The sequence below is a fragment of the Maribacter sp. HS genome, assembly GCF_048059195.1.
GTDB lineage: Bacteria > Bacteroidota > Bacteroidia > Flavobacteriales > Flavobacteriaceae > Maribacter > Maribacter dokdonensis.
In genome coordinates, this window is sequence record NZ_JAYLVV010000002.1 from 197,869 (window position 1) to 220,284 (window position 22,416).

General features: G+C 35.4%; 25 protein-coding genes. 10 read left to right on the forward strand and 15 right to left on the reverse strand.

The features are described from left to right. The first annotated feature begins 78 nt into the window (after positions 1-78). Entirely contained in the window at positions 79-633 is a 555-nt protein-coding gene (locus tag VBZ51_RS00980) for a thioredoxin family protein (protein ID WP_416575792.1), read from the forward strand. A 32-nt stretch (positions 634-665) separates the two neighbouring features. Next, positions 666-1,193, forward strand: coding sequence for a GNAT family N-acetyltransferase (locus VBZ51_RS00985; protein WP_416575793.1), 528 nt, complete (start codon positions 666-668; stop codon positions 1,191-1,193). Between the two features lie 4 nt (positions 1,194-1,197). Here VBZ51_RS00985 and VBZ51_RS00990 read toward each other — a convergent pair whose 3' ends face one another. Further along, complete coding sequence (locus VBZ51_RS00990) at positions 1,198-1,734, reverse strand: YfiT family bacillithiol transferase (RefSeq protein ID WP_416575794.1); 537 nt, start codon at positions 1,732-1,734, stop codon at positions 1,198-1,200. Positions 1,735-1,842: 108 nt separating this feature from the next. Here VBZ51_RS00990 and VBZ51_RS00995 point away from each other — a divergent pair, with 108 nt between their 5' ends. Both VBZ51_RS00995 and VBZ51_RS01000 read left to right on the forward strand, forming a co-directional pair. Beyond that, positions 1,843-2,481, forward strand: a complete 639-nt coding sequence (locus tag VBZ51_RS00995) for a peroxiredoxin (RefSeq protein WP_416575795.1) — start codon at positions 1,843-1,845, stop codon at positions 2,479-2,481. A gap of 129 nt (positions 2,482-2,610) precedes the next feature. Then, on the forward strand, positions 2,611-2,805 hold the full coding sequence (locus VBZ51_RS01000) for a cold-shock protein (protein ID WP_027064347.1): 195 nt from the start codon (positions 2,611-2,613) through the stop codon (positions 2,803-2,805). Positions 2,806-3,113: 308 nt separating this feature from the next. Here VBZ51_RS01000 and VBZ51_RS01005 read toward each other — a convergent pair whose 3' ends face one another. The 3 genes from VBZ51_RS01005 to VBZ51_RS01015 all read right to left on the reverse strand — a co-directional run bounded on the left by VBZ51_RS01005 (position 3,114) and on the right by VBZ51_RS01015 (position 6,404). Further along, complete coding sequence (locus tag VBZ51_RS01005) at positions 3,114-4,046, reverse strand: peptidylprolyl isomerase (RefSeq protein WP_416575796.1); 933 nt, start codon at positions 4,044-4,046, stop codon at positions 3,114-3,116. Positions 4,047-4,156: 110 nt separating this feature from the next. Beyond that, positions 4,157-5,551 carry a M28 family peptidase gene (locus VBZ51_RS01010; RefSeq protein WP_099189154.1) on the reverse strand — a complete coding sequence of 465 codons (1,395 nt, stop codon included), beginning with the start codon at positions 5,549-5,551 and terminating at the stop codon, positions 4,157-4,159. Then, positions 5,523-6,404, reverse strand: a complete 882-nt coding sequence (locus VBZ51_RS01015; RefSeq protein ID WP_058103570.1) for a PPK2 family polyphosphate kinase — start codon at positions 6,402-6,404, stop codon at positions 5,523-5,525. The genes VBZ51_RS01010 and VBZ51_RS01015 overlap by 29 nt, the downstream gene beginning before the upstream one ends. A 183-nt stretch (positions 6,405-6,587) precedes the next feature. Between VBZ51_RS01015 and VBZ51_RS01020 the strand changes: the two genes are divergently transcribed. Continuing rightward, complete coding sequence (locus VBZ51_RS01020) at positions 6,588-7,286, forward strand: hypothetical protein (protein WP_348100492.1); 699 nt, start codon at positions 6,588-6,590, stop codon at positions 7,284-7,286. Between the two features lie 4 nt (positions 7,287-7,290). On the opposite strand, the gene VBZ51_RS01025 is transcribed toward VBZ51_RS01020, so the two are convergent. From VBZ51_RS01025 to VBZ51_RS01070, 10 genes are all read right to left on the reverse strand, one after another. Then, positions 7,291-8,454: a sigma-54-dependent transcriptional regulator gene (locus VBZ51_RS01025; protein ID WP_071341561.1), complete on the reverse strand. Its 1,164-nt coding sequence runs from the start codon at positions 8,452-8,454 to the stop codon at positions 7,291-7,293. Positions 8,455-8,463: 9 nt separating this feature from the next. Beyond that, a complete protein-coding gene (locus tag VBZ51_RS01030; RefSeq protein WP_143751709.1) occupies positions 8,464-9,348 on the reverse strand; it encodes a DUF6268 family outer membrane beta-barrel protein in 885 nt (294 codons plus the stop codon). Further along, on the reverse strand, positions 9,335-10,267 hold the full coding sequence (locus VBZ51_RS01035; RefSeq protein WP_074672641.1) for a mechanosensitive ion channel family protein: 933 nt from the start codon (positions 10,265-10,267) through the stop codon (positions 9,335-9,337). The genes VBZ51_RS01030 and VBZ51_RS01035 overlap by 14 nt, the downstream gene beginning before the upstream one ends. Continuing rightward, positions 10,267-11,613: an ABC transporter permease gene (locus tag VBZ51_RS01040; protein WP_074672638.1), complete on the reverse strand. Its 1,347-nt coding sequence runs from the start codon at positions 11,611-11,613 to the stop codon at positions 10,267-10,269. Before VBZ51_RS01040 ends, VBZ51_RS01035 begins: the two co-directional genes overlap by 1 nt. Then, positions 11,606-12,544, reverse strand: a complete 939-nt coding sequence (locus VBZ51_RS01045) for an ABC transporter ATP-binding protein (protein WP_416575797.1) — start codon at positions 12,542-12,544, stop codon at positions 11,606-11,608. Before VBZ51_RS01045 ends, VBZ51_RS01040 begins: the two co-directional genes overlap by 8 nt. Positions 12,545-12,780: 236 nt before the next feature. Further along, on the reverse strand, positions 12,781-13,899 hold the full coding sequence (gene dnaJ, locus VBZ51_RS01050; RefSeq protein ID WP_058103577.1) for a molecular chaperone DnaJ: 1,119 nt from the start codon (positions 13,897-13,899) through the stop codon (positions 12,781-12,783). A 9-nt stretch (positions 13,900-13,908) separates the two neighbouring features. Further along, entirely contained in the window at positions 13,909-14,472 is a 564-nt protein-coding gene (locus VBZ51_RS01055; RefSeq protein ID WP_058103578.1) for a nucleotide exchange factor GrpE, read from the reverse strand. Between the two features lie 137 nt (positions 14,473-14,609). Then, entirely contained in the window at positions 14,610-15,572 is a 963-nt protein-coding gene (locus tag VBZ51_RS01060) for a TIGR01777 family oxidoreductase (RefSeq protein WP_286813308.1), read from the reverse strand. 113 nt (positions 15,573-15,685) lie between these two features. Next, on the reverse strand, positions 15,686-16,348 hold the full coding sequence (gene mnmD / locus VBZ51_RS01065) for a tRNA (5-methylaminomethyl-2-thiouridine)(34)-methyltransferase MnmD (RefSeq protein ID WP_321826785.1): 663 nt from the start codon (positions 16,346-16,348) through the stop codon (positions 15,686-15,688). Beyond that, positions 16,349-16,828: a DUF4920 domain-containing protein gene (locus VBZ51_RS01070; RefSeq protein WP_416575798.1), complete on the reverse strand. Its 480-nt coding sequence runs from the start codon at positions 16,826-16,828 to the stop codon at positions 16,349-16,351. Positions 16,829-16,936: 108 nt separating this feature from the next. On the opposite strand from VBZ51_RS01070, the gene VBZ51_RS01075 reads away from it, so the two are divergent. Continuing rightward, on the forward strand, positions 16,937-18,007 hold the full coding sequence (locus VBZ51_RS01075; RefSeq protein ID WP_305522564.1) for a branched-chain amino acid aminotransferase: 1,071 nt from the start codon (positions 16,937-16,939) through the stop codon (positions 18,005-18,007). A gap of 43 nt (positions 18,008-18,050) precedes the next feature. Here the strand turns inward: VBZ51_RS01075 and VBZ51_RS01080 are convergent, their stop codons facing one another. Next, the gene (locus tag VBZ51_RS01080; protein ID WP_215996339.1) at positions 18,051-18,437 is read right to left on the reverse strand and encodes a nucleoside triphosphate pyrophosphohydrolase family protein; all 387 of its coding nucleotides are present in this window, start codon (positions 18,435-18,437) and stop codon (positions 18,051-18,053) included. Between the two features lie 550 nt (positions 18,438-18,987). Here VBZ51_RS01080 and crcB point away from each other — a divergent pair. The 4 genes from crcB to VBZ51_RS01100 all read left to right on the forward strand — a co-directional run bounded on the left by crcB (position 18,988) and on the right by VBZ51_RS01100 (position 22,405). Next, positions 18,988-19,359: a fluoride efflux transporter CrcB gene (gene crcB, locus VBZ51_RS01085; RefSeq protein ID WP_091605978.1), complete on the forward strand. Its 372-nt coding sequence runs from the start codon at positions 18,988-18,990 to the stop codon at positions 19,357-19,359. 291 nt (positions 19,360-19,650) lie between these two features. Then, a complete protein-coding gene (locus VBZ51_RS01090) occupies positions 19,651-19,989 on the forward strand; it encodes a P-II family nitrogen regulator (protein ID WP_058104293.1) in 339 nt (112 codons plus the stop codon). Positions 19,990-20,019: 30 nt separating this feature from the next. Continuing rightward, positions 20,020-21,258 carry an ammonium transporter gene (locus VBZ51_RS01095; protein WP_058103586.1) on the forward strand — a complete coding sequence of 413 codons (1,239 nt, stop codon included), beginning with the start codon at positions 20,020-20,022 and terminating at the stop codon, positions 21,256-21,258. A 100-nt stretch (positions 21,259-21,358) separates the two neighbouring features. Then, positions 21,359-22,405, forward strand: a complete 1,047-nt coding sequence (locus VBZ51_RS01100) for an outer membrane beta-barrel protein (RefSeq protein WP_416575799.1) — start codon at positions 21,359-21,361, stop codon at positions 22,403-22,405. Positions 22,406-22,416 lie beyond the last annotated feature (11 nt).

The window sequence follows — 22,416 nt, forward strand, 5'->3', positions numbered from 1 at the left end:
TTTAAGGATTATGAATTATATAAAGTAAATACAAGCTCCATTAATTTGTTAACTTAGTACATTAAAATTTTAGTTGGTATGGCAAGAACAGAAAGTAATATGTTGGCATTGGGAACCGTAGCGCCAGAATTTAGTTTAATGGACACGGTTAGCGAAAAAACCATGAACCTTCATGCCATGAACGGTGAAGTTGGCACTCTAATCATGTTTATTTGTAATCATTGCCCATTTGTTATCCATGTAAACCCCGTAATAGTTAAAATGGCTAAAGAGTTCCAAAGCAAGGGTATTCAATTTATTGCCATTTCTAGTAATGATGTTGAAAAATATCCAGAGGATGCGCCTCACTTTATGCGAATTAAGGCTAAAGCTGAAAATTATACCTTTCCATATCTTTATGACGAAGATCAGACAGTGGCAAAAGCTTACGATGCCGCCTGTACTCCAGATTTTTTTCTTTTTGACAATGAATTAAAATTGGTCTATAGAGGTCAGTTAGACGACTCTAGACCAGGTAATGGCTCACCACTAACCGGCATTGATTTGAGAAATGCAATGGAAAATCTCATTCACGGAAAAGAAATAAGTGCTATTCAAAAGCCAAGTATAGGCTGTAATATTAAATGGAAATAGGACAAGCTTAATCTTATACATCTATACCGTTGATGAATATCGATATAACATTTCAAGAATTGACCCCTGCATTGCATGATATTTATATAAAAACAGGTATAACCTCTTACAATCAACACTATAGACACTTATGGCCAAATGGAGATACCACCACCTACATTGAACATAGTTTTACCAAAACAATTTTAGAAGAGGAAGACAACAATAAAAATAGCGCTCTATATTTAATAAAATCAGGTATAGACTACGTAGGTCTTTTAAAGATTACTTTACATAAAAATATTAAAGGTTTAGAAGCTAAAGATGCTCTTTACCTAGATAAAATTTATATTCTTAAAGAATTTGCCGGTAAAGGTGTAGGTAACAAAAGCCTTAAGTTTGTTGAAAGCATAGCCAAAAAACTTTCTAAAAAAGCAATCTTTTTGGAATCAATGCAGAAGGGACCTGCCTTACCATTCTATCTTAAGAATGATTTTAACATCGTTGCTGAAAGCACGGTACCCTTCAAAAATGTCATAGAGGAAGAAAAGCCAATGTTTCTTCTAAAAAAGATGATTTAATCCGCTACCACCCCATTCTGTCGGCTAAACTTTTAATATGCGCAAAGTGATGGTTACTATGCCAAGCATATTTTCCAATATTCTCCGCTACAGATACATTTACATTACCATCTGGATGAATATAGCTATTCTCCATATCTTCAGGCGTTAACCTCTTTAACAGGTACACCAACTTAGCGTGAAGGGCCGTTAAATAGGAAAGAGATAAAGCAATAGGGGCAGTTCTGGCATCGATTAAATTACTCCATTCCTTTTCCTGATATACTTTGATCAAAGGTCTGTTCTCCGTTAAGGCCCATTTAAAACGTGTGTAGCTATGATGATGACTATCTGCCATATGGTGTACTACTTGACGAACTGTCCACCCCCCTTCTCGGTAGGGAGTATCCAATTGTGTTTCAGAAAAATTATCTACTAGTGCAGACAGACGTTTTGGCAAGGTTTCCAATACCTCTATCCATTTACTTAAATCTTCATTTGTGATGCTCTCCGGACACTCAAAGCGTCCGATGGGGTATTTTAATTTATCAAGTTCTTCCATACCCTAAAAGTAAAAATTTTAATAGACTTTTAACCCGAAAACTTTAGTCAAGGACATTTAATCTACTAATTTTATAGGATAAATTTAAACATCTAAAAATATACCATTATGGCAACAATACGTTTAGGCGATAAAGCTCCAAATTTCACGGCAGATAGTTCTATGGGAACAATTAATTTATATGACTACCTTGGTGACAGTTGGGGTATATTATTTTCTCACCCTGCAGATTTCACCCCAGTTTGTACTACCGAATTGGGCACTGCTGCTAAATTCAAAGATGAATTCGACAAAAGGAACGTTAAAATGATCGCGCTTAGTGTTGATGGTGCTGCATCTCATGCAGAATGGATCAAAGACATTAACGAAGTACAGAACACTGTGGTGAATTTCCCAATAATTGCAGATGAGGACAAAAAAGTTTCTAATCTATATGATATGATCCACCCAAATACGGATAACAATCTTACCGTACGCTCTGTATTCATCATTGCACCGGACAAGACCGTAAAATTAACGTTGACCTACCCAGCTTCAACAGGTCGTAACTTTTATGAACTTTTAAGGGTAATAGATTCATTGCAACTAACAGCGTACCACAAGGTAGCAACACCAGCAAACTGGGAACAAGGTAAAGAGGTAGTTATAAGTCCAGCTATAAGTACTGCCGATGCAAAAGATATATTTTCAAAGGGAGTAACAGAGATCAAACCCTATTTAAGAATGACTCCAGACCCTACTGCATAGTCGCAAAAACAAGTTCATTCTCAATACATTAGACGTCAATTATTAACCTTAAGATAACCTGTAAGAATTTAAGTAGTTAAACAAAAAAAAACTATCTTCGCACTTTAATTAATATTTAATTTTTCTATTATGAGTAAAGGAACAGTAAAATTCTTCAATGATTCCAAAGGTTACGGATTTATCACTGAAGATGGTTCAAACGAAGATCATTTTGTACACATTTCTGGCTTAATCGATGAAGTTCGAGAAGGTGATGTTGTGGAATTTGAACTACAACAAGGTAAAAAAGGATTAAACGCCGTTAATGTGAAAGTAATTGACTAGGTAACGATTTAACTTTTTTATAGTATGAAACCCGAACTTATTAGTTCGGGTTTTTTTTATTCTTTTTTTTTAGATCCTACGCAACCTTTTAGGTAAATACATATCTATTGAATAAACAAGTCTGGTTCCCCTACCTTATACATGTATTTATGACCACATTTTTGACCGTATTTTTAGTTCTGATGATTATTAACATCATTTTACTTTTAGGTAGTTTCGTTACTAGAAAAAAGTAGATTACTAGAACAAAAAAAACACCCATAATTTAAAATTATAGGTGTTTCATTATTTTTTTAAGGCTTAGGTAATTAACCTACCTTCATTAACTCTACATCAAAAATCAATGTAGCATTAGGAGGTATTACCCCACCTGCACCGGCAGAACCATATGCCAAGTCCGAAGGAATAACAAATCGTGCCTTATCACCCACTTGTAATAAGGAGATACCCTCATCCCAGCCTGGTATTACTTGACCAATTCCTAATTGAAAATCAATTGGGGAATTACGCTTATAAGAAGAATCGAAAACTTGACCGTTTAAAAGTGATCCTTCATAATGTACAGACACTTTTTCTCCTTTTTCCGCTTTGGCGCCATCACCTTTCTGAATCATTTTATAACGAAGACCAGATGCCGTAGATTCAAAACCTGCAGCAACCTTATCTAGTTCAGCTTCTTGCTTTGCCTTTTCTGCCGCCATTCTTGCTTCACCAGATGCATTGAAATCTTCAAAGGCCTTTAATGCATTCCACTTTTCAGCTTCATCACCTACCCTAACAATTTCTAAAGATTCAATTACATCATTTTGAGCAATTGCATCCACTACTTCTTGCCCAGCTGCTACATGACCAAATACAGTATGCTTATTATCTAACCAAGGTGTTGGCACATGTGTAATAAAAAACTGGCTTCCATTGGTTCCAGGACCTGCATTAGCCATAGAAAGAACCCCTGAAGTGTCATGCTTTAATTCTGGATGGAACTCATCATCAAATTTATATCCGGCATCACCTGTACCGGTACCTTGAGGACAACCACCCTGAATCATAAAATCTGGAATAACCCTATGAAATTTTAAACCGTTGTAATATGGCTCACCTTTAGCTTTAGCACTATTTTCTTTATCACCTTCTGCCAAAGCAACAAAATTACCTACGGTACCAGGTGTTTTATCATGAGTTAACTTAACTAATATTTCGCCTTTACTTGTATTGAACTTGGCGTAAATTCCTTCTTCCATTATTGTATTTTTTAGTAAGCCGCAAAGGTAAAGAATTTTAACGGTTTGTACCTTTGGCGATCATTTTTGAAATTTACACTTTCCTTAATTTCACAAGCCCTAACCTAAAACTAAAAGCCGTAAGCGTCTACCAAATAAACTAAGCTTGCCATTGTTGCCGCACCCAACTGTAGTTCTCGTCTATTTACATGTTCAAAAGTGTCGTTTTCTGCATGATGATGATCAAAATAACGTTGAGAATCAGGTCTTAGGCCTGCCATTACCAGACCATCTTTTTTTAGAGGTCCTATATCTGCACCAGCAAAACCTTTTTCAAAATAATGTACAAGATAAGGTTCAAACAAATTTTTCCATTTCAAGACCTTTTCAAAATTCTCTTGAGAGCTATCAAAGGTAAAACCTCTAGGAGTAAACCCACCCGAATCACTTTCTAAAGCAAAAATGTGCTTTTCATTATTTGAGATAGCAACCTCAGCATATTTATTACCGCCTCGCAATCCGTTTTCCTCATTCATAAAAAGAACGACCCTAACAGTACGTTTTGGTTTGTATCCTGTTTTTTTGAAAAGATTTAAAACCTCCATACTTTGTACACAGCCAGCACCATCATCATGGGAACCGTCACCTAAGTCCCACGAGTCTAAATGACCGCCTACGACAATAATTTCCTCTGGCTTTTCAGAACCTTTTATTTCTGCAATTACATTATAAGATTCTACATCCTTGAACTGTTTACAATTCTGTTTGAAGTAGAAGTTAATTTCCGGATTCAATTTTAAGGAAGTACTCAACATTTCCGCTGCATTGGTACTTATAGCTGCAGCAGGAATTCTCTCTGACTCTGGCTGATCACCATAGGTCATAGACCCCGTATGCGGAAAATCATCCAACCTTAAGTTCATTGAACGTACGATAACCCCCAAGGCTCCGTATTTGGATGCCTCCAATGCCCCGGCATATCTCTGATCCACACAATTGGAATACGCTGTAAACGTATTAATTTCAGTAGCGTCCATCGGTCTATTGAAAAAAACGATTTTTCCTTCAATTTTATCCTTGCCCAAGGTCGTTAACTGCTCAACACCCTCGACTTCAATAATATTGGCTTTTATTCCTTTTGGCGGGGTTGCCACCGAGCCACCCAATGCACAAATGGCAACATTTGTAGTTATACCCGGTGTTGTTTCAAAATAAGCAAATTCTGGAGTTCCTCTAACCCATTTTGGCACCATGACCGGTTGCAACCACACCCGATCAACACCTAAAGAATCTAACTGAGACTTTGTATAATCAACCCCTTGCTGAGCTTGCACGGACCCGGACAATCTACCCCCAATTTGGTTAGACAAATAATTTAACCACTCATAACCTTTACCTTCGGTAAGTGCTAAATCATACATTTTTTTGATCTGTACCTCATCTTTACTCTGTGATTTACCCACAGCTATAAAAGCGATCATACATATTAGAGCTAGCTTACTGCTCACTTTGTAATTGTTCTTCATAGCTGTCTAAATTAGCCATTATTTTTTCGCTCAACATAGGCTCTTTAATATCTTTGTATTTTTTTAACGATTGCAATAAAATATTTGCAACAATTACACGGGTTGCCTTTTTATTATCCGCAGGAACTGCAAACCATGGTGCGTGTTCATGTGTAGTTTTACTTATAGCCTCTTCATAGCATTTTTGGTACACAGACCACAATTTACGTTCCTTTAAGTCTCCGGGAGAAAACTTCCAATGTTTTTCCTTGATAGCAAGTCTTCTTAATAAACGCTGTCTTTGCTCTTCTTTTGAAAGATTTAGAAAAAACTTAAATATCAATGTACCGTTTTCAGCTAAATGTCTTTCAAAATCATTGATTTGCTCAAACCTTTTATCCCAAAACTTTTGATCAATGTCTTCTACGGTATGTATACCGGGAATATGTTCATTTAAAATATACTCTGGGTGTACCCTAGTGACAAGAACATTTTCATAATGGGTTCTATTGAAAACGCCAAATTTGCCCTTTGCTGGCAAGACCAAGTAATGTCTCCACAAATAATTATGACTTAATTCCAATTCAGTAGGCACCTTAAAACTATGAACCTCTACGCCACTTACGTTAAAGTCTTTGAACACCTCACGAATAAGGCTATCTTTCCCTGCTGTATCCATACCTTGTAGACATACTAAAATACTATACTTACCATGTGCGTAAATAGTATCTTGAAACTCCCCAAGCTCTCTTCTAACTTTAGATAAGTCTTTTTTTAACTCTTTATCAGATTTACCAAAATCTTCAAATGTCTCATTTTCAGATATTTTAAAATCTTTAGTTGCTTTATATTTCTCTATATTTATATTATTCATACTGAAATATAAAATATTAAACCTACGAATACTAATAATTTAGAAAACTGTTAAAACTGATTTTACAGCTTTCCGTTTAACGTGATTGAACGGTATTGTATCGAAAATAATATTTTCAATAGGGTAAAGCATATAAATTTATGCCTGTAAGGTCCCAACTCTTACACCCAAAAACACCTACTTATGAAGAAAAATATCATTTTTTTCTACACTATTGTTCTATTATCCTTTCACACATTTGCCAACAATGTGGAATGTGAGTATGCCAATTCAAACATGGGTTATGCAAAATCCCAAATAACTGCCGCCCTACAAACACAAGACATCAACCAAGCCAGATTTTACGCCTACAAGGCTTTAAACGCCTTGGAAAAATCTAAAGAACAGCTGAATATTTGCGGTTGTAAATTTGCTAAAACCAGTATGTACGAGAATATAGAAGTACTTACCCTAGCAACAAGGTCAACAACTCTAGAAGGCACTATTAGCTACTTAAATGAATCTATAGAACTGACCAATAACACTATTATGGTATTGGAATCTCACGATACGCATGACAGCGTGTATTCCAACAATGAATTATCTGTAAATACGACTACATCTACTTCAAATACCAGCATTAAAAAAACACCAGAAAAAGGTAAAAGCCTTTTTGAAACTATAGACATCTCTTTAGAGAAATACAGACTCTCACTTAACAAGGTAGTTGAAAGTGTAAATTGTAAAGAGGCTACCGCATTTGCTACTAGAATTTATGAGGAATGCGAAGCTCAGTTATTAAAACCTAATATTACAGAAGGAAGTAAATATTACAATTTACGCACCAAAGAGATAACCCAAGAAGCTTTGAACAGAATTGGTAATTGCTCTGCCGCTAAATAAAAGGTTATTTACTAGCGAACAATTTTACATCATCTTCTGAAACTTGTTGACCACCAAGAATTATTAGGCGTTCAACTACATTTCTAAGTTCACGAATGTTCCCGGTCCAATCATAGGCCTTAAGTAAATCAATAGCTTTACTAGAGAAGGTTTTACCTGCCATACCTTGCTCTTCAGCTATTTTCTTAGAGAAATGTTCTATTAACAAGGGAATATCATCTCTTCTATCATTTAAACTAGGCACTTGAATCAATATCACTGCTAGTCTATGATATAGATCTTCTCTAAAATTACCCTCTTCAATCTCCTTTTTCAAGTCTTTATTCGTTGCCGCAACTACACGAACATCTACTTTTATATCCTTATCCGTACCTACACGAGAGATTTTACTTTCTTGAAGTGCCCTTAACACTTTGGCTTGAGCGGACAAACTCATATCACCAATTTCATCTAGGAAAATAGTTCCCTTATTGGCAGCCTCAAACTTACCCGCCCTATCTTTAACAGCAGATGTAAAAGCACCTTTTACATGTCCAAAAAGCTCACTTTCAATTAATTCTGATGGTATTGCAGCACAATTAACTTCAATAAATGGTGATGAACTCCTAGCGCTTTTCTCATGTAACCAATGAGCTACAAGCTCTTTACCCGTACCATTTGAACCTGTAATAAGAACACGCGCATCAGTAGGCGCTACTTTTTCAATGATCTCTTTTATAATGTTTATCTCATTACTTTCACCGATCATCTCATAATTCTTACTCACCTTTTTCTTTAGGTTTTTATTCTCAACGACCAAAACCTTACGATCCAAGGCATTTCTTACGGTGGTAAGCAATCTATTTAAATCCGGTGGTTTTGAGATATAGTCAAAAGCACCTAACCTCATAGTATTTACAGCAGTATCTAAATCTCCATGTCCAGAAATCATAATGAACGGAATCTCCGGTTTTATCTTTCTAGCCGCTTCCAATACTTCTACGCCATCCATTTTTGGCATTTTAATATCGCAAAGCACCAAATCATAGTCGTTGTTCTTTATGGTTTCTAATCCTTTTAATCCGTCTTCGGCCTCCTCTACTGAATAAGAGTCGCTTTCTTCAGATAAAATTTTAACCAACACCCTTCTAATTGCCGCTTCATCTTCTATTACTAATATTTTTGACATAACTGCTTTTTAAATTCCTATTCTAATTCCTGTTCTAAAGTAAAGTCCGGCCGCATCGTTCAACGTGAAAATATCTTCTCGTTCTTCGTTTCTTAATGCACTATTCTGATAAATAGATCTACCACCTATAAAGTAGACGGACATATCTTTAGTTATTTTATACTGATAACCTAATGTCAATAATAATGCCGTTGAAGACACATCAGTAGATAAATTGTTACCAGACAATAAAATATCGTTTTGAATATTGACATAATATCCATCTAAAAATACTTCGGTTTGAAAAAAATGACCTTTCTTGGTAAAATATTTCATCCCTGATTTTGGTGCTCCCAATACATAAGACCAATTGGGGTGGAACCTTTTTTCATAATACACAAAAGGCAACGGAACGTCTATAGGAGAAGTGCCATTATATGAAATTCCTAAAACCAACATATATGGCTTTTCTACATCCTTTACGTTTTTATATGCCCCAACCGTGTAGTTCATGTTAAAGTCATCTTCTTGCAGTTCTTCAACAAAATTAGATGACCACCTTGGTGTTACAACACCTATTAGATTCCACTTTTCACTTAATTTATATAAATAAGCAAAATTTACATCCAACACGTGGAACTTGCTTAAATCGCCAGCATCCGGAAATAAATCATCTGGCACCTCAAAATTATATCTGTTATATTCAGCCCCCAACACTACGTAATCTTTTTTATCACGGACTGCAAAGGGAACGTTGAGCACCAATTTTATACGTGAAGTCTCTACCTCACCGCTATTTTCCGGCATCAACATATACTCTAACCTTAACACATCTGGCGTTTGAGAATAAAAGGGCTCAACAACAAACATCATTAAACACAGAATTCCCAGGCAAGCATACTTATGCTTTATCATCACTATTTGTATTTGATACATTGCTGTGTTGAAAAGGTGCCTGTTGATACAAATGAACATCTCTTTGCGGAAAAGGAATAGAAATATTATGCTTTCTGAATTCAGCATCTATTTTATACCTTACTTCACTCTTTATTTTGGGATCTGTAAAGCTATCGGTAATGTAAAAATTAACAGCAAAAACTAGCGCCGAATCACCAAAATCCTCAAAAATAACAAATGGTTTTGGGCTTTTTAATATATTTCTTTGCCCTTTGATAACATCCAATAATATTTTGGTCACTAAATCAATATCACTACCGTAAGCTACACCAACACGTACCAACTCTCGTGTAGTTTTATGGTTTTGAGTATAGTTGTACACTATATCACTAATAAATTTGTGATTGGGAATTATGATCACCTTATCATCTCTGGTAATTGCCCTTGTGGTACGCAATTTAATTTCAAATACCTTACCGACTTTATTGTCAATTTCAATGATATCCCCAACTCTTAAAGACTTGTCTACAATGATAAAAATACCACCAATAATATCTTGAAAAATCTCTTGTAAAGCTAGTCCAAGTCCGACGAATAACGCAGCGGATGCCGTAATTAAAATGGTAATATCTATACCCGCAGCGCTCATGGTAAAAAGAATCACTACAACGTAGACCAGATATTTAATAAACTTGAAAATACTGATAAACTTCAGCTTATCATCCATTTCCATTTTTCTGGTAAAAAATCTACGAATTGCTTGTAAAACCGTACTAGTAAGTAAAAAAGCTACCGTAAGCAATAACAGAAGACCTACAGTAATATGTATGGATTTTTCACCATCACCAAATTGATAGCCTAGGTCCAAGAATTTTTTAATGGTTCCCCAAACATCATCTTCTATTATTTCCTTTATTTTTTCTGTACCCTCCTGCATTATGACGAGTATTTAAGCCATTTATACAATTCTTTATAAGTAGGTTTTTTACCGTACATTAAAATTCCCACTCGGTAAATTTTTGCGGCAACCCAAACAATACCTATAAATGTACCTATTAAAATTAAAATAGATGTAATCAATTGCCATAACGGTACACCACCCTCACCTATACCCCAAGGCAAACGCATTAACATAACAATTGGCGAGGTTAACGGAAAAAGAGAGAAAGCAACGGCTATTGGGCCGTTAGGATTACTGAAAACCGAAAAGAAGCCAACGTAAATAGCTAGCATTAACGGAAGTATTACCGGGAAAATGAATTGCTGTGTATCGGTCTCATTATCTACCGCAGCGCCAATTGCTGCATAGATAGAACTATAAATTAAATAACCCAGAACAAAATAAATTATAAAAAACACTAGCATTGCTATGATCGGAATCTCAAAAATTTCTTGGGCATATAACTGTACATTTTGTGTAAGGGCATCTACATCTACATGTGCCCCGTTCACCATACCTGGAGCAACACCACCACCTTTGGTTAAGCTCGCAGGATCAATATCAAAAATAGCCAAGCCAACTATCAATAATATTCCGCCAGAGATAATCCAAATTCCAAATTGCGTAATACCCGCTAACGAGGTACCAATTATTTTACCCATCATTAAATGAAAAGGTTTCACTGATGAAATAATGACCTCAATTATTCTACTGGTTTTTTCCTCAATAACGCTGCGCATAACAAACCCACCATATATAATAATGAACATCATTATAAGGTAACCGAACGCCCCACCTATTATGGCCTTTATCTCATTGATACCTTTTACGTTCTGTGTACCATCAAAAGTTTCAATATTGATGGCATAATCGCGATCCATTTCAGCATATTCTTTGGGAGACACACCCAACTCACGCAATCTTTCTTGCCTTAATCTGCTATTAATGGAAGATTCTAATTTATCTAGTATGGTAGAGCTAGGAGCATCTTGGCTATAAAAAAAAGCTCTTTTTGCCACCTTCTCCAAACTAGATTCGTTAGGCAAATAAATAAGACCGTAAAAACCCAAACTTAATGTAGAGTCTTTTGCCTGTGCTAGTGAGATGTTGTTAAAGTTGATGTATGATGTAGCTTCTGATGTTACAAATTCATTTGCAAAATATTCGCTCTCGTTCAATACACCTATTACCTTTTTATCATTGTCATTTAATTGCGTTAAATATGCAATCAACAATATCATACCTACCATTAGAAAAGGGCTCAAAAAGGTCATAACCACAAAAGACTTATTGCGAACTTTGGCTATGTATTCTCTTTTAATAATTAGAGGTAATTTATTCATGAGCGATATTTTTGTTCTGAATAGTTTTAATAAAAATATCGTTTGCAGAAGGTATCGTCTCATTAAACTCATTGACATTTGCCCTTGACCCTAGAAATGATAGAATTTCCCTAGACTCATTTGAAGGTAATTGCACCTCTAAATTCAACTGATTTTCCAGAACATCATATTGATGGTCAAGAATCTGAAATTTACTTTTCATCTCGTTCATCAACAATTCTTGATTATCCGTTTGCAAACCAATTTTAAAAATATTGTTTTTATATGCTTTTTTAATATCGGATAATTTACCGTCAAGTATTTTTTCGGATTTATGAATTAAGGCAATATGCTCACATAATTCTTCTACAGATTCCATTCTATGTGTTGAAAATATAATAGAAGTACCTTTATCCTTTAAGCTTAGGATTTGCTCTTTAATGATATTGGCGTTGATAGGGTCAAAGCCACTAAAAGGCTCGTCAAAAATCAATAATTTGGGTTCATGAAGTACCGTGACAACAAATTGAATTTTTTGGGCCATACCCTTAGAAAGCTCCTGAATCTTTTTGTTCCACCAATCACCTATCTCCAGTCTTTCAAACCAATACTTAAGCCGCTTTTTTGCCTCAGCTTTTGACAGTCCCTTTAATTGAGCTAAATACAATGCCTGCTCCCCTACCTTCATGCTCTTGTACAGTCCTCGCTCTTCGGGCAGATACCCAATCTGCGCAATGTGCTCGGTTTTTAACAGCTCGCCGTCAAAATATACCTTACCCTGGTCAGGAAAAGTAATCTGATTAATAATACGTATCAATGTAGTCTTACCAGCACCATTTGGTCCCAATAAACCGTAAATACTATTCTTAGGAATTTCTAGGGAAACGTTTTTTAATGCCGTATGGCTCCCAAACTGTTTGGTGACATCATTAGCTACCAAAATGTGACTCATGTACTCAATTTCTACAAAGATATTGAATTGTTTTGACCTGCTATACTCTTTATGATTCCTTTATACCAAACCAATTACAGTGGAGATAAGCATAAAACGATATGCCCTAAAAAGCAAAACCCACCCTTAATAAATCAAGGATGGGAAAAAAATTGCTATGAAAAAGAAAATTAATATTGGTCGCCCAATATTATCTCAAATATACGTTTTTTATTTAATAACCAAATATTTAGAAATTAAGAGAACATATCTTTCACTTTTTCAAAAAATGACTTATCAGATTTCTCCGGTCTAGGCTCAAAATTATCATTGCCCTGCATTTTTTCAAAGAACTCTTTTTGCTCTTTATTCAATTCTTTAGGTGTCCACACATTAACATGAACCAATATATCACCAGCTCCATATCCGTTTAAGCTAGTAATACCTTTACCTCGTAATCTCAATATTTTACCAGATTGTATTCCTGGCTCTAATTTAATACGAACCTTACCACCAACTGAATCTATTTCTTTAGATGTACCTAAAACCGCATCAGAGATACTTACATAAAGATCATAATGCAAATTATCACCTTCTCTTTTTAATGTACTATGCTCTTGTGTTTCTATAGCCACTAACAGGTCTCCCGGCACCCCGTTACCCGGAGCATCGTTACCTTTGTTAGGAACCTTCAACTGCATACCTTCTTCTACACCGGCCGGAATATTAATAGATACCGTTTCTTCCACTACCTTTAATCCCTGTGCATCGGCATCACCAGGTTTACCATCCAAAATCTGTCCACTACCGCCACAAGTACTACAAACTGCAGCTGTTTGCATTCTACCAAGTATGGTATTTTGAATTTTGGTCACCTGACCTCTTCCATTACACGTAGAACATGTTTTGTAAGTAACACCTTCTGCCTGTACTTTTCTCTTTACTTTAACTTTCTTCTCCACACCATTGGCAACTTCTTCCAAGGTCAAAGAAACCCTAATACGGAGGTTACTTCCTTTTACCCTTCTTTGACCGCCACCGCCGCCAAATCCACCAAAGCCGCCGCCGCCAAAAGCACCACCGAAAATATCACCAAATTGGCTGAAGATATCATCCATATTCATGCCGCCACCGCCAAAACCGCCGGCACCACCTTCAAAAGCTGCATGACCAAATTGATCATAACGCGCTTTCTTATCTGCATCGCTAAGCACTTCATAAGCTTCGGCAGATTTTTTAAACTTCTCTTCGGCAGAACTGTCACCAGGATTTTTATCCGGGTGATACTGTAATGCTTTTTTACGATAAGCTTTCTTTATCTCTGCAGCAGTAGCGTTTTTACTAATGCCCAATACTTCATAATAATCTTCCTTCATTCCAATTATTTAATTTCCTACTACTACTTTTGGATGCCTAATAATACGGTCACCTAACTTAAACCCCTTTTCGATGACGTCAATAACCTTTCCTTTCATCTTTTTGTCCGGAGCAGGTATTTGAGTAATGGCCTCGTGAATCTCTGCATCAAAAACATCACCTGCATTAACTTCAACCATCTCTAAACCTTTAGCTTTCAAGGTCTCTCTAAACTTGACATTTATTAACTCTACTCCTTTGAAAACCTCTTTATCGTCAGATTTAGCCAACTCTTTCATAGCTCTATCAAAATCATCTAACACAGGTAATAATGAAACTATAACTTCTTGACCTGCCGTTTTAAAAAGCTCCATACGTTCTTTAGAAGTACGTCTTTTATAATTTTCAAATTCAGCAAATAATCTTAAAAACTTATCCTTTTCTTTTGCAAGTTCTTCACTTAGCGTCTCTTCAACAGACTTTTCTTCCTCTACATTTTCCTTTTCATCTCCTGCCTTTTGTTCTTGTGTTTCGCCCTCTAAAAGCTCATCTTCCAAGAATTCTTCGTCCAAAGTGTTTTCTTTATCACTCATAATTAATTGTAATTTAAATCGCTGTTTAAAAGCAGGCAAAAGTACTGCCAATTCTTTAAAAATGTCAAAATGTCACAAAAGAATAAAAAAAAATCCGCCAAAAGCGGATTATCCATCTAGGTAAGAAACTATTTTATTTAAGAAACAAATTGCTTTGTCACATTACTTTTATCATCTACACACTTAGTACCACTATCATATATTGCACCTAGTGCTTGACATATATTCACATAATTAAACACAAAACCTTCTTCTTCAATTTTTTTACTACTAACCCGCTGACTAGCGAATAATATATACGCCATTTTACCTAACACGGTGTACATTACAAACTTGGGCACATTTGGCATAAACAAAGGTTGATCCAAAGCCTTTGCTATTTCTTTGATCATCTTGGCATTGGTCACCGGGTTGGGTGCCACTCCGTTATATACACCCTTTAACCTATACTTTATAATATGTATAAAAATACCTGCCAAATCTGCAACATGAATCCAAGACTGCCACTGCTCTCCTGTTCCAAATGCGGAACCTACATAATATTTAACCGGTTTTGCCATTTCTGGCAATGCACCGCCATCTTTAGACAACACCAAACCAATTCTAACTTTAGCAACCGTTAGTCCAAGAGATTTAAATTCGTTTGCCTTTTTCTCCCAAAGGCTAACCACTTCTCCTAAAAAACTATCATCAACATTAGTATTATCTTCTGTATAATAATGACTTAAAGAATCTTGATAAATACCTATAGCGGATGCGGACACCAAGAATTTTACCGTATGGCCTTCACGCTCCAATAATGTTTTCCTAAGAAGTTCTAAGGTATTGACCCTACTGTCAATAATTTCTTTCTTATAACTATTTGTCCACCTTTTAGAGATACTTGACCCTGCTAAATTGATAATGGTAGAAACACCATCTAAGCAGTTGGCATCTATTTCACCAGTAGTAGGATCCCAGAAATAACCTTGATAGTTTTGTTTTGAAACAATTTTATTTTTTCGAGTAGTTAGGTAATTAACGGCATAACCTTTTTCATGGCATTGAGATACCAACTCGCTACCTACTAAACCCGTTGCACCTGTAATCAATACTTTCATGGAATAAAGATATTGCTTTTGATGCTCGCTGATATGCAATTTAATTTCGATTTAACATAAATGCAGAACCTATTGAATTTAAAGGCGTTAAAGTTTTACTAACACCATATAAATTATTGTTTTTTTGCCCTTAACATTTCTCTTTTGCCAGGAGGTCCAGGTAACCTTTCTACCAAAAAACCAACTTCAAGCATGGCTCTTCTTACACTGCCTTTTGCTGCATATGTAACCAAATAACCACCACTTTTCATTGCTTTGAACATAGTTTCAAAGATTTCAACCGTCCACAGTTCCGGCTGTACCCTAGCTCCAAATGCATCAAAATAAACCAAATCAAAAGCATTGATCATATTAATATCCTTGAAGAATTTTTGTTCCTTTATTAGGCTGAAGTCTGCGGTTACCTCAACCAACTTTTCCCATGGAGATGTGTGCATTGTAGCAAATTCATCTTTCAAGGAATTTGCTTTCAACTGCTCTAAATAGTTTAGCTGGCCAAGTTCATCTTTAGAAACGGGATACGCCTCTACACCAGTATAATTAATCTTTAAGTTTCTTTTTTTGAATTCAATTAAAGTAATCAGTGCATTTAAACCGGTACCAAATCCAATTTCCAAAATATCTACCGTTGTATTTTCAAATAAGTCTAAGCCAGAGTGTATAAATACATGATAAGCCTCTTGAATAGCACCGTGTTTTGAATGATACTGTTCTTGCCAATCTTTTATTTGAATGGTCGTAGAACCATCAGCCGTTGTAATAATTTCCCTTTTCAATTAATTTGGAACTAATACTCCAGAAGCCTCAAAACTGTAAGTTCTTTTTGGAGATGTTATTAGTGCTATTTCTTGAGCCGTTTTACCGCCATCTTTAGCATAATGCCTTTGATCATCAACACTCATTTCCTCAACAAATGCCTTACCATTCAAAACCACTTCCTTTTCTAAAATATCAGCTGGCATAAAAAAACCGTAATCTTTAAAACGTACCATAGCTTGGTTTCCATCAGCTAGCTCAACGGTCATCCAACAGCCTTTAACTTTGCACACTTCTTTTACCTTGGTTTTAAATTGTAGCTGTAAAGAATCAGAAACAGGCATGGTGGCAAACTGCCTCATAACTTCATCATTTTCACTCAATGTAGTGACAGTAAACTCTTCACCGTAAAACTTTGAAGAAGTATTTGCATCATTTTGTTGTCCAAAACATGAAAAAATGCCAAATAAAAAGACAAGTAATATGTTAAATCCTTTCATAAATCTCAAAAATGTTGATATCCCTGCAAAACTGATCAATTTTAAAGAAAAAAAGAAGTGCTACTATGGATATTTGTTTAATTTTAATCAACTAAAGTTACGTATTTCATGAGTATTGCAACGAAAGATATCATAGTAGAAAAAGTTAAAACTTCAAAAATTGACCAAGTTGATTTTGACAATTTAACCTTTGGTTCTGTATTTACTGACCATATGTTGGTCTGCACATATAAGAACGGAGCATGGGAAACACCTACAATAACTCCATACCAACCTATAACACTTGACCCTTCTTCTAAAATTTTCCATTACGGACAATCTATATTCGAAGGTATGAAAGCATATAAGGACAAAAATGACGATGTCTTTTTATTTAGACCGTTAGACAACTTTAAACGCTTAAATATTTCTGCAGAGAGAATGTGCATACCGCAGATTCCCGAAGACTATTTCATGGAAGGTTTAACCACACTGTTAAACTTGGATAAAGAATTTATACCAACAAAAGAAGGAGGTTCTTTATACATTAGACCTTTTATGTTCGCTTCTGGCAACGGGTTTCATGCTTCCCCTGCAAATGAATATAAGTTTATTATTGCCTGTGCTCCTTCTGGCGCATATTTTTCAGGTAAAGTAAAAGTTCTTATCGAAGAAAAATATTCAAGATCAGCTAATGGTGGTGTTGGTTTCGCAAAAGCAGGTGGTAACTATGCAGGGCAATTTTACCCAACCCAATTGGCCATTGAAAAAGGATATAATCAGGTTATCTGGACAGATGACACCACTCACGAATATATAGAAGAGGCTGGTGCAATGAATATTTTCATTAGAATTAACGACACTTTATTGACCGCACCTACAAGTGATCGTATTTTAGATGGTATAACCAGAAAGAGTATTTTAGAAATTGCCAAAGACCAAGGTATAAAGACCGAGGTTAGAAAAATTACTGTAAAAGAAGTAGTTGAAGCAGCTAAAGACGGTTCATTAAAAGAAATGTTCGGTGCAGGTACTGCTGCAGTAATATCACCAATTGCTGGATTTGGTTTTAGAGATACAGATTATGATCTACCAGAATTAGATAATAGTTATGGTCAGCAATTAAAGAAAATTATTACTGATATCCAGTACAACAAGTCTGAGGACAAGTTTGGATGGCGCTTTAAAGTGAAAGCTTAAAAAATTAATTCATAATAAAAAGGGGGCAAATTGCCCCCCTATTTTATTTACTCAATATTTCATTAATCTTAGGTTTAAAATAGTTAGGACCTTTTAAAACCTTACCATCTTCCCGGTAAATTGGCTTACCATCTTCACCCAACTTACTCATATTACTACGTTGTATTTCATTGAACACCTCTTCAATTTTGTATTGCATGCCATGTTCTAGAATTGTACCACACAATATGTACAACATATCTCCAAGGGCGTCGGCAACTTCTACCAAATCATTATTTTGGGCAGCCTCTAAATACTCCTTATTCTCTTCATCCATTAAATTAAAGCGCAACATATTCTTGGCTGGTCCTAAATCAGCAATCATTTCCTCAGAAACACCTAGACCAAAAGAATTATGAAATTCCTTTACTGCATTGATTTTGTTTTTCATTTTTATTTTACCGTTTTAGGTTAGCTTTGCGTAAAAATATAAAATATGTTTAGCACCGGACAAATCATTTTTGCAATCGCTTTTGCGGTGGTTTTTACGATCATAATCATTATTTCTTACAAAAAAGACCTTGATTTTCATCGTAAAAATTTTAAAGGTGTTAAATGGATTGGCATATCCTTTGCACTTTTCTTGATTTTACTACTATTTATAAAGTTTTTCCTAAAGGAATAGTTAATTTTTTTCCTACACCACAAAAATTAACGTTTTCACAACAAAACGGTCAATATCCTCGTTTAATATACCAAATACCGTAATTTTGCGTTATTCATCTATAAAGGTGTAATAAATTATGATGACATTTCTTACAATTTTTTTAGTATTAGTAGGTATTAACGTTGCCTTGGTCGTAGTTAGCTTAATAAGTGTTTCTCAAAAAACGAAAACTTCTTCTCAAAAGCTATCCAAACAACCAACTTCTGTTATTTACCCATTAGATTTACTTACAACCAGCTACAAGAAAGCCGTTTAGTTTTTACCTTTATAAGGTATGAAACAATTTATACTGGTTTTTTTAGGTGGGGGGTTCGGTAGTATATTAAGATATATTATATCTAAAAACCTTAACGCCTACTATTCAAATTTCTATTTAGGTACTTTTCTTGTCAACGTAATTGGTTGTCTAATAATAGGTATACTAATAGGACTCTCCTTAAAGAACAATTACATTTCTGAAAATCAGACTTTATTATTAGCCACCGGATTTTGTGGAGGCTTTACCACTTTCTCTACATTTGCTTTAGAAAGCAATATCCTTTTAAAAGAATCTTCTCTACTTCAAACTTCCTTATATATGGGGTTAAGTGTCGTTATAGGTGTCTTAGCCATTTCATTAGGTCTTTGGATTTGCAAAATGTTATAGAATTAACATTCACTAAGCACTATTTTATTTTTGTTCATTTTTTTAGGTATTTGCTCATTTTTTAAACAATCGTTAGATAATTACTCCTTTTTCTGACGATTATTCTACACACAGGTTAATTTCATCAATTCCATTTCTAGATATCGTCAAAATATTTAACCATAAATAACATTACCCTAAAATTTATGGGGTATATATTAAGATACTCGTAAAAATTACGCATGAACCCCTAATATTTTTAGGGTAACAATGTTTTTAACATATATTTGGCAATATCAAAAACTTATTCAAATGAAAAAAATCGAGGCAATTATTAGAAAATCAAAGTTTGACGATGTCAAAGAAGCGTTGCACAGTATTGAAGTAAATTTCTTCAGTTACTGGGATGTAACAGGTGTAGGTAATGAAAAAGAAGGTCACGTTTACCGTGGTATCTCTTACAGTACTACTGATATACAACGCAGGTACCTAACCATTGTAGTATCAGATGACTTTCTAGAAAAAACAGTTAATAAAATACTAGAGGCAGCTTACTCCGGTAATGTAGGTGACGGTAAAATATTTGTATCTGAAGTCCTTCAAGCATATAGAATAAGAACCAAAGAAGACGGTTTAGCCGGTATTAACTAAATAAAATAACTAACTAAAAAACTAAACGAAATGGACGCAGGATTATTTACAGCAAATAACGTATGGATGATGTTGGCTACCGCATTGGTATTCTTCATGCATACAGGTTTTGCCTTTTTAGAAATTGGCTTAACAAGACAAAAGAACACAATCAACATATTATTTAAGAATATCTTCATTATTACAGGTGGTTTACTTCTTTATTATGCATGGGGATTCAACTTAATGTACCCAGGCTTTGAAGACGGAGATATGGGCTTATTAAAATTTGCAGGTTTTGGTATTGATGCCCCTGAAGGCGGTATGACACCTGACTATGCAGATGGCGGCTACACATGGTGGACAGATTTTCTTTTCCAAGGAATGTTCGCAGCAACAGCGGCTACTATTGTATCTGGTGCAGTAGCAGAACGTATGAAAATTGGAGCTTTCATGATATTTACAGTAATCTATGTTGGTTTGGTATACCCTATAGTAGGTGCTTGGAAATGGGGAGGCGGATTCTTGGATTCATGGGGATTCTATGATTTTGCAGGTTCTACATTAGTACACTCAGTAGGTGGATGGGCAGCTTTAGTTGCAATATACCTTTTAGGTTCTAGAATTGGAAAATTCGGTAAAGATGGTAAGCCAAACGCTATACCGGGTCACAGCATACCAATGGCTACCGCAGGTGTATTGATATTATGGTTAGGATGGTTTGGGTTTAACGGTGGTTCAGTATTATCCGCAGATCCAGAATTGACATCTTTAGTATTGGTTACTACAAGTTTGGCTGCAGCCGCTGGTGGATTTGGAGCAATGATCACCTCTACTATTCTTTATAAGAACTTAGATTTAACTATGTTCTTGAACGGTATTCTTGGTGGATTGGTAGGTATTACCGCAGGAGCGGATTTAATGTCACCAAATGAAGCTGTAATCATAGGATTCATTGCCGGTATTATCATTGTAGGTGGTGTAGCCTTGGTAGACAAATTAAAATTAGATGACCCTGTAGGTGCTGTAGCAGTTCACTTGATCTGTGGTATCTGGGGAACATTGGTTGTAGGTATCTTCGGTAGCATGGCTAGTGGAGCTCAGTTCATGACACAATTATACGGTGTATTGATCGTAGGTGGGTTCTGTATAGTTACCTCTGGTATTATTTTAGGAGTACTTAAAGCAACTATTGGTCTTAGAGTTTCTAAAGAAGAAGAAGTTGAAGGTTTAGATCTTCATGAGCACGGAATGGATGCTTATGCTGATTTCAGAATGAACCAACACTAAAAAAATACGGAGCGTTTTGCAGAACGCTCCGTTACATAACCTTTTCAATAAATAAATTTCTCAAAATTAATTCATCCCATTAGGGATTAAATCAAAACTTATGAAAACGATTATAAATACAAAGTACGTAAAAAATATTTTCGCATCAGGTCTTATGCTTTTTGCAGCTGCCGGCGTTTTAGCTCAAGAAGAGGAAGAAGAGAAAAAATTCACTTTAAGCGGATCTATAGATGCTTACTGGAGAACAGCTTTTAAAGATGGCGGAGATGCAACCACGGCTACAGAAACTTCTTTTGCCAACCAAACAGGTTTTGCTTTAGGGATGGCAAATATCGTAGGTAGTTATGATATGGAAAATACCGGTGTGGTAGTAGATTTAGTTTTTGGACCTAGAGGAACAGAAGCTACTTTTGAGAACGATGTTTTAAACGGCGTAATAAATCAAGCATATGCTTACTGGAATGTATCTGACAAAGTAACACTTACCGCTGGTCGTTGGAATACATTTTTAGGTTACGAAGTAATAGCACCTGCTGCCAACTTTAACTATAGTGTTTCTTACTTATTTTCAAATGGACCATTTTCTCACTTAGGTGTAAAGGCTGATATAGCCTTATCCGATGATGTTAGCTTAATGTTATCCGTATCTAATCCATGGGATGTTAACGATACAAGTAGTACAGGAGAGTATGCTTATGGAGCTCAATTAGGAGTTTCTGGACAGTATCTTAATTTATATTATGACAATGGCACTAGTGGTGGTCTAGGATTTGAAATAGATTATACTGGTGGATTTGATCTTTCTGAAGATTTCTTCTTTGGAATAAATGCTGCTTACAATGATAATTCAGAAACAGGAACTGGTTTTTACGGAGCAGCGATTTACCCACAACTAACCACTTCAGATAATTTTGCTATCGGCTTAAGAGGTGAATATATTGCATTTAGTGATGACTTACTAGATGATGATGTTCCCGTACTTGGTTTAACCCTTACAGGAAGCTACACAAAAGATAATTTGATTATTAAGCCAGAAATTAGATTGGATAGTTTTGGTAACGACTTTGAGCCGTTTATAGAGAGTGACGGTATTGGAACAACTAATAGCCTATCTACTTTTGCAGTAGCAGCTATCTACTCTTTCTAAGTTGTTGATAT